This window comes from Clostridium polyendosporum (assembly GCF_018332455.1).
In the GTDB taxonomy this organism is placed as follows: domain Bacteria; phylum Bacillota; class Clostridia; order Clostridiales; family Clostridiaceae; genus Clostridium_AY; species Clostridium_AY polyendosporum.
This window is the reverse complement of record NZ_BOPZ01000024.1, coordinates 49,058-57,698: the sequence shown is the minus strand read 5'-3', so window position 1 is coordinate 57,698 and position 8,641 is coordinate 49,058. Positions and strand designations below refer to the sequence as shown.

Below are 8,641 nucleotides of genomic sequence, written 5' to 3'. Positions count from 1 at the left end.
TTATATAAAATTTTATTCAAATTAATAGAAAAGCTCTCTTTTAAAATTTATCCACAAGTTTGCTAGAAAACCCCTCTGTTTTTTAAACAGGGGGTTTTTCAGCAAACTGAAAATGGGTGGTAATTAATACCACCCATTTTATTATCCTCGCTTACACTTCTGCATTTGAGGTTCCTTCTGGATTTGTCATTGATTTTAATCCTATTCCTGATAATTTTCTATATACACTATTAGTTGGTACAAGCCATACTTCTCCAGTACCTTTATATACATTTAAAAAACCTTCACCACTAGTAGCTGATCCAATTAAAGACTTTGCAGACTTTTCAACTGTAAAACCTATACCAGCTGTTCTCAAAATGGTAAAGTTACCATCTACCTTTAAAGTATCATTTATAAGTTTACACTTAAATATCTCTGTTTCTGGAACTGGTAATTCTAAAACAATTACACCACTACCAGACAGTTTAGTTTGAAATATTCCTTCATTTCCCATCATCATAGAGGATATGCTTTTCTGCATGGCTGCCCCTACTTCCACTGTATCTTCACATGCATAAAACAAGCCATCGTCAACAATAATTTCTTCATCCTCAAGCTCTATAAGACCAAAATGCCCAAAGGATGGCTCAAGAAAAATCTCTCCTATTCCTTCATACCTTGGCTTAAATGCAGTTTCTCCAGTAACTTTACTTGTCAAAAGTTTTTTTCCAAGGCCTATAACTCCTCCAAACTTATTATTAAGTTCTATATTACCTTTAAGATAACTTAATACACCTGATTCAAGTTTAACAGCACTGTCTTCTAGAATTATCCTTACCTGTTTTAACTTTATCCCAGAATCCCTCATAAATTTAAGTTTTATTGAAGTTTCTACATCCGTTCCACCATTAAGTTCATCAAATTCTAATACCTGAAATATTGATTCTCCTCTCATTTCTGAAAGCTTAGTAAGTTTATTTGTTATATTTAGAGAGGTTCTCATAAGCTCACCCCTTTAGAAAAATATGTAATTATTTTGTAAATCTATAATACCATATTTATCAAATAATATACACAAAAATGTAACTCAGCCATTTCGTCTTATGCCTCACTAAACAAAAAAACATCCTCAAAATTATTTTCTCTAGCTGAGTTACATTTAATCATTATTATAAGTGGATTATTTAAACTATATATCTACTCTGCTTATAACTTTTTCGCAAAAGCTGATCCTATTTCAAGAGCCGCTCTATTTAACTCATAGAACTCCTCTTTTCCGTGTTCTCTTAGCGTGTTTAAAAGAATTTCCATAGAAACAATCTTAGTTTTAAAAATTAATGCGCCTAATAAAATCATATTAGCAATTCTCTTATCACCTAGTTGTTTAGCAAAAGCCTGAGCTGGAATAGGTATAACTCCTATATCCTTTCTTATTGGTTCTCTGTTAACTATATCTAAATCTAAAATCAGTAATCCCTTTGATTTTAAGTTTTTTTCAAATTTATCTAAAGAAGGTCTATTCATAACTACTAAGGTGTCTGGTGAAATAACTATAGGTGACCCTATATCACCATCACTTAGTACAACTGAGCAATTGGCTGTTCCTCCTCTCATTTCTGGTCCATAGGAAGGTAGCCAAGAAACGTTAAGCCCTGCATTCATACCTGCATAAACTAAATACTTTCCTGCTGAAAGTATTCCTTGTCCTCCAAAACCCGCAAAGATTATTTCCTGCGATAACATACTATTTCACCTCTCGATCATTATCCTTTTTAACACCAAGAGGATAGTATGGTATCATATTATCTCTAAGCCACTGTAGTGCTTCAACTACTGAAAGTCCCCAATTAGTTGGACATATGGAAAGTACCTCTACCATAGAAAAACCTTTACCATCTATAGAGTTCTTAAATGCCTTCTTTATTGCATTTTTTGCCTTAATAACATTAGCTACATTATCTACAGAAACTCTGTCAACATAATATGCTCCATCTATAGTAGCAATCATTTCTGCTACTCTTATTGGGTATCCTTGAGTTCTCACATCTCTCCCATAAGGTGATGTTTCTGTTACCTGCCCTGGCAGTGTGGTTGGAGCCATCTGCCCACCAGTCATACCATATATACAATTATTCACAAAAATAGAAACTATATTTTCTCCTCTTGCTGCAACATGGACAATTTCACCAGTTCCTATAGCTGCAAGATCCCCATCTCCTTGATAAGTGAAAACAACTTTATCCGGATTTGCTCTCTTTATACCTGTTGCTACCGCTGGTGCTCTACCATGAGCAGCCTCGAACATATCACAAGCAAAGTAATTATAAGCTAATACTGAACATCCTACTGGAGCTACACCTATTGTTTTCTCTAAAACTCCTAGCTCCTCTATGCATTCTCCTATAAGTCTGTGAATTATACCATGAGTACAACCTGGACAATAGTGGGTAGGAACATCTATTAATGCCTTAGTTGGTTTGAATACTATTGACATTGTTTTTCACCTCCCAAGAAGCTTTTAATATTTAGCAGTATTTCATTTGGTGTAGGAACCATCCCACCTACTCTTCCATAAAAATATACTTCCTTTCTTCCACTAACACTAAGCCTTATATCCTCAACCATCTGACCTAAACTCATTTCTACAGCCAAATACCCCTTATCTGTCAAATTTATAGTCTTCTCAAAAGCTTCTTTAGGAAATGGCCATACAGTTATAGGTCTTATTAGACCTATATTTACCCCATGGATTTTCGCCATTTTTATTACATTATTACATATCCTCGAGACTGTACCATAAGCTACTAATATTAAATCACAGCGTTCACTACAATTATAAAGTTCATATCTTGTCTCATTTTTTTTAATTTCTTCATACTTAATTTGAAGATTAAGGTTGTGTTTTTCAAGAATTTCTGGATCGAGATATAATGAGTTTATTATATTATGAGCCTTTCTTTTTCCTAAACCATTAGCAGCCCAGTTCTTTACTGGTAGCTGCTTAGAAGTCCTTTCCTTGAATTCTACTGGTTCCATCATCTGACCAATCATACCATCTACCATTACCATCACAGGTGTTCTATATAAATCTGCCACATCAAAAGCATCTTGCGTTATATCTACTATTTCTTGAATTGAGTTAGGCACATATACTGGCATATAGTAATCACCATGACCTCCACCCCTAGTAGCTTGAAAATAATCTGACTGTGCAGGCTGAATACCTCCAAGTCCAGGTCCCGCTCTAACAACGTTTACTATTACACAAGGCAACTCAGCTCCTGCTATAAATGAGATTCCTTCGCTCTTTAAGCTTATTCCTGGACCGGAGGATGAGGTCATACACCTTACTCCTGTTCCTGCAGCACCATACACCATGTTTATAGCAGCGATTTCGCTTTCTGCCTGAAGAAAAACCCTTCCAATCTTAGGCATTTTTTTTGCCATATATGCAACTACTTCAGTTTGTGGAGTTATGGGATATCCAAAAAAACATTGACAATCAGCTCTTATGGCTGCTTCTGCTATAGCTTCATTACCTTTTATCAAAACCTTCTTACCCATAACTATCCTCCTTTATTTTTCTACAGTTATGACAAGGTCAGGACACATTTTCCCACAGCATGCGCACCCTATACATTGAGTTTTCTTATCCTCTTCAATAGTTGCTGGATAATAACCTCTTTCATTTAGCTTATCGGAAAAAGTTATTACTTTTTTAGGACAAGCAATAATACATTGACCACAGCCCTTACATCTTTCTTCCCTAAAAGTTACTTTAGGCATCATTAATCCTCCCTTATAAATCTGAGTAATAAACCTATTAACTAACATTACCCTATCCAAGGTGGCTTCATATAAATATCAATAGGAAAAACTTCTGCTCCTACTTTTCCTTCTATTGCAGATATTAAATCTTTTCTACAAGTTAAATAAGTGTATGGAATTTTTAAGATTTGTGAAAGCTTTAAGATCTCTCTGTCCCCCACTAAAATATCTTCTTCCGTGGTTTCATAAGAAAGGTTAGTATTTGAAATTATATCTGTAACCTTAAGCCTAGATGATTGTTCTATAGTTTGTATATACTCCTTAGTATCCTCTACTCCAGCAGTGAGAGGCCTATTGTTATTTACAACAAAGTACATATTATATACTTCTTCTCTGAAATATTTATTATATTGTCCTAATGCTATGGCTCCTAAACCATCCCCACCTATATCAAAAACAATCTCAGAGGACTTATCATTAAAAGCTGAAATAACCCCAGGTGGAACTACCATTAACTCTCCATTCAGTAAATCTGGTGGTGAACAAATAACTCTTATTCCCTTGTCTTCGAGAAAAGACTTAAGTTGCCTGGAACAAAAATATGGATTTACAATATCGAGATCTATCAAAGCAGTCTTTTTTTTCTGTTCTTTTAACTTTAAGGCATAATTTATTGCAACCTCTGTTTTACCACTACCGAAGTGACCCACAAAAATACTAATTCTGCTCATTTTTCCTCCTTCCTTAAGTATTTGCAAAGTATTATGGATAACTATAATATCTACCTAGTATAATTATAGTATCCAAATATTGTTATTGGAACTGCTTTACTCCACCTTTCGACATTAAAAATAAGCATTTTTTCCCTTAATTTAATCACTTTTTTGTATTAAACAGTACATATTCTTTATATATTATCATTGAAATACACTAGTAGTTACTTTTTTGTTAATACATTATAGATATTGAGTTACTATAAGTTATTCTCTTATAACTTAAATAAGGAGGTAATATGAAAAAGAAATATTTGTATGTTATTATTCTACTTCTTATCATGATAATAGCTTTTTTAACAGGATATACAATTAATTTATACAATAGATATATCAGTTTATCTGTAACACCTAGCACTGTACAAGAAGAAACTATTGCGGAAGATGCTACTACAATAACCGACAAACAAGATAGTCTACCGCTTAAACTTGGAGATGACTTAATTCTAGCTAAATATTCAAAACTTATAGAAGGGAAAAAACTTGGAATTGTAACAAATCAAACTGGCGTTAATAGTAATGGAGAACATATTATAGATACTCTAAGAAGTTACCCTAACTCAATAGTTACTGCTATTTATACTCCAGAACATGGATTATACGGAAAAACACCTGCAGGAGAATATGTAAAATCTTATATTCATCCAAAATACGATATACCAGTATATAGTTTATATAATAAAACAAGAAAGCCAACTCCAGATATGCTTAAGAATATTGATGTGCTAATCTTTGATATTCAAGATGTAGGGGTAAGGTTTTATACCTATATTTCAACTCTTAATTACTGTCTTATATCAGCTGAGGAAAATAACAAGAAACTTATTGTACTTGATAGACCTAATCCTTTAGGAGGACTTTTAATAGAAGGTCCTATGCTTGAGGATAAATTTAAATCTTTCGTTGGAATAGATAACATCCCAACAATACATGGTATGACTATTGGTGAAATGGCTAAATTTTTCAATAGAAAAATAAACTGTACTCTAGAGATTGTACCTATGGAGGGTTATAGACGAGATATGTTGTGGCAAGATACAGGACTTAATTGGATTCAAACCTCTCCAAAAATCCCTGATATAGAAAGCTGTTTCCTTTATAGTGCCACCGGGCTTGGAGAGGGTATAACTGAAGCTTCTATGGATGATAATTTCAAGTGGGTTGGAGGAAAAAATGTAGATGGAGAAACTCTCACTAATCTTTTAAATATTTCAAAACTAGATGGAGTTAAATTTCAAAGGGAAGAGAGAAACTATCGTGATGGTGTGAGATTAATCATAACTGATTATAGTTCTTTCAATCCATATAAAACTGGAATTTATATATTAAGTTATATTAAAAAACTCACCGACTTTAAAGTTCCTACAAGTGATGAATCTATAGTTATGTTTGATAAAATTATGGGAACAGATATGATAGGGCAAGCATTGAATAAAATGGAAAATCCTGAGGAAATTATAGAAAGTTATTCTTCAGAATTAGAAGCATTTAAAAAAGAAAGATATCGTTATTTGATTTATAAATAAAATTTAATAGGCATCGAACCTATTAAGGCTACACAACTTCAATCCTTAGATAATTCAGTTGTGAAGTTGTGTAGCTAGCTTCAGCCAGACTTCACCTCGTCAAATTGTAGCAGATAATTTAAGTTTAAATACCACACCCTGAACAAGTGGAACACCCTGAGCATGCACCCCCGATTTGTAACGGCAGCGTTTCTATAGAAAACTTACACTGGTCAATATCATATTCATGTTCAGTACTGTTATTAAACCTAACTTTGTTTTGATAAAATTCTATAGTTAAAGGAATAATATCCATACTCTCTTCATCAAGTAAACTTGGCTTTAAATCTGGTTTATATACTCTTTTATTGTTATTCTTATCTGTAACCTCAATTTTATTATTTGAAGTAACTAAAGCTTTTACTTCTCCATCATTATAAAATTTTAAAGAATTAATATCACCGTTAACGCCAATTGCATTAATATCATATGCTATTACTTTACCAATAGAAGTATCTACGGATATTGGTTTATACGGTTCAAAAGATTTAAGTTTACCATCAGGATAAAGTGATATACCTATACGACCTACTGCTGTACCTATTGGCGACTGTAGTATAACTCTTTCTTGAGGCCATAATGTAATATTTTTAGGTTCGCCATTTTCATAAAATTGAATTCCTATTATCTTTTTAGTAAACTTGCCAAAAGAAAAGTTTAATTCAAAATCTTTTGCTAAATTATATTCATCTTCTTCAGTCCAATAACCACTTAAGTTACCATTTAAAGGGAGTATTCGTTTAATGCTGCCATCTTCATAAAAGGAAATAAATTCTGCTGGCAAAGTTCCTATCGAGGTATGTAATTCAATTTGGTTTTGCAAAGATATACTTTTTAAGTTACCATTACTATAAAAAGAAAGTGATACGCTACGTTTACGTCTTTCACTATCATCCGTAAATTGAGGTATCAAATTACCATAGAGTGTTTTTAATTCATTTAGTTCATTTAAGGTACAATCTCTAATTTCTCCATCTGGATATTGATCTATAAAATATATTCCTTTTAACACGCCATATTTAGTAGTTACTTCTTTCATAATGCCCCTCCATTCTTTTTAATAATATAGTAATAAATTTAACATATTATTGACACATTTTAATTATCGCCATTGAAAACGTAACACTTTATTAAAAGTTTAACTATGGTACTATTATATTATAAAAAATAAAAAGGTTAAACTATTTATTAATAATATTTATCAAAAATTCTTACATTGTATTTAGTGAAATTAGCAGAAATGTAGTCAACTCCACCCTTTTCTAAATTACATAATAAAAATTAATAGGTATTGGCCTATTAAACTTTAGTCAGATTTTGTTTTATAAAAAATGGCAGCAAACAAAAATGAATAGGTATCAAACCTATTCACTTTGTGAAATGACAGCAAACCAGAAAATACCTTGTTCTTATTCTTGAAGGCAGGCACTAATTATATTCTTGCATATTTATGTTATTTATATTCCTTAGGTTGCTCTTCACCACTTAATACCCTTATCGCTCCCTGTGCAAGTGCTAATAATTCATCTTCCCCTGGATAAACAATTACTGGCGCTATCCAGCTAACCTTCTTTTCTATAGATTCTGTAATAGTGTTTCCGTAAGCTATTCCACCAGTTAAAATTATTGCATCGATTTTTCCTTCCAAGACTACTGAAAATTCTCCAATAGCCTTTGAAACCTGATAAATGAAAGCATCAAATACAAGTTTAGCTTCTTTATTGCCTTCTGAAGCAAGTCTTAACACATCTCTTGTATCATTTGTATTAAGATATGCTACAAACCCACCCTTACCAACTATCTTATTATAGATTTCTTCTTGACTATACTTTCCACTAAAGCATATTCTTATTAAGTCACCTACAGGAACTCCTCCAGCTCTTTCAGGTGAGAAAGGACCATCTCCATCTAATGCATTATTTACATCCACCACTTGCCCTTTTTTATGAGCTCCAACTGAAACTCCGCCACCCATGTGAACAACAACAAGATTTACATCTTTATATTCTTTATCGTATTCTTTAGCATATCTTTTAGCTACAGCTTTTTGATTTAGTGCATGGAATGTACTCTTTCTTGGAAGTTCTGGAACTCCTGATAATCTTGCTACATCTTCAAGTTCATCAACTACCACAGGATCCACAATAAATGCTGGAACTCCAATTTTTTTTGCAATTTCTTCAGCTATTATTCCTCCAAGGTTTGAAGCATGTTGTCCTTGAGCTGCCACTGTTAAATCCTCAATCATCACTTCATTAACTACATAGGTTCCACCAACCATTGGCTTAAGCATTCCACCTCTACCAACGATAGCATCTAAAGTATTTAGATTAATTTTTTTTTCTTTTAGCACATTTAAGATTAGATTTTTTCTAAATCCGAGTTGGTCATATATGGTTTCGTACTTTTCTATTTCTTCTGCTGAATGTTTAAGAGTTGTCTCTAAAACTTGAGTTTCATCTTCATAAACGCCAATCTTTGTTGATGTTGAACCAGGATTTATTATTAATAATTTATAGGTCATTTTTCTTTCCCCCCAAAAATATTTCTTGA

At 32.7% G+C, this 8,641-nt stretch carries 9 protein-coding genes; 1 reads left to right on the top strand and 8 read right to left on the bottom strand.

Annotated elements, in window-relative coordinates:
• Positions 1 to 151: 151 nt before the first annotated feature.
• The 6 genes from CPJCM30710_RS13210 to CPJCM30710_RS13185 form a co-directional block, all read right to left on the bottom strand.
• Positions 152 to 985: an AIM24 family protein gene (locus tag CPJCM30710_RS13210; protein ID WP_212904644.1), complete on the bottom strand. Its 834-nt coding sequence runs from the start codon at positions 983 to 985 to the stop codon at positions 152 to 154.
• 203 nt (positions 986 to 1,188) lie between these two features.
• A complete protein-coding gene (locus CPJCM30710_RS13205) occupies positions 1,189 to 1,725 on the bottom strand; it encodes a 2-oxoacid:acceptor oxidoreductase family protein (protein WP_212904643.1) in 537 nt (178 codons plus the stop codon).
• A gap of 1 nt (position 1,726) precedes the next feature.
• Positions 1,727 to 2,476: a thiamine pyrophosphate-dependent enzyme gene (locus CPJCM30710_RS13200; protein WP_212904642.1), complete on the bottom strand. Its 750-nt coding sequence runs from the start codon at positions 2,474 to 2,476 to the stop codon at positions 1,727 to 1,729.
• Positions 2,467 to 3,546: a 3-methyl-2-oxobutanoate dehydrogenase subunit VorB gene (locus CPJCM30710_RS13195; protein WP_212904641.1), complete on the bottom strand. Its 1,080-nt coding sequence runs from the start codon at positions 3,544 to 3,546 to the stop codon at positions 2,467 to 2,469. Before CPJCM30710_RS13195 ends, CPJCM30710_RS13200 begins: the two co-directional genes overlap by 10 nt.
• A gap of 12 nt (positions 3,547 to 3,558) precedes the next feature.
• A complete protein-coding gene (locus tag CPJCM30710_RS13190) occupies positions 3,559 to 3,768 on the bottom strand; it encodes a 4Fe-4S dicluster domain-containing protein (RefSeq protein WP_212904640.1) in 210 nt (69 codons plus the stop codon).
• 47 nt (positions 3,769 to 3,815) lie between these two features.
• Positions 3,816 to 4,481 carry a nucleotide-binding protein gene (locus tag CPJCM30710_RS13185; RefSeq protein ID WP_212904639.1) on the bottom strand — a complete coding sequence of 222 codons (666 nt, stop codon included), beginning with the start codon at positions 4,479 to 4,481 and terminating at the stop codon, positions 3,816 to 3,818.
• A gap of 281 nt (positions 4,482 to 4,762) precedes the next feature.
• Between CPJCM30710_RS13185 and CPJCM30710_RS13180 the strand changes: the two genes are divergently transcribed.
• Positions 4,763 to 6,049, top strand: a complete 1,287-nt coding sequence (locus CPJCM30710_RS13180) for a DUF1343 domain-containing protein (protein WP_212904638.1) — start codon at positions 4,763 to 4,765, stop codon at positions 6,047 to 6,049.
• A 124-nt stretch (positions 6,050 to 6,173) separates the two neighbouring features.
• Here CPJCM30710_RS13180 and CPJCM30710_RS13175 read toward each other — a convergent pair whose 3' ends face one another.
• On the bottom strand, positions 6,174 to 7,127 hold the full coding sequence (locus tag CPJCM30710_RS13175) for a hypothetical protein (protein WP_212904637.1): 954 nt from the start codon (positions 7,125 to 7,127) through the stop codon (positions 6,174 to 6,176).
• 414 nt (positions 7,128 to 7,541) lie between these two features.
• Positions 7,542 to 8,612 (bottom strand): butyrate kinase, encoded by a 1,071-nt coding sequence (gene buk / locus CPJCM30710_RS13170; protein WP_212904636.1) that lies wholly within the window; start codon positions 8,610 to 8,612, stop codon positions 7,542 to 7,544.
• Positions 8,613 to 8,641 lie beyond the last annotated feature (29 nt).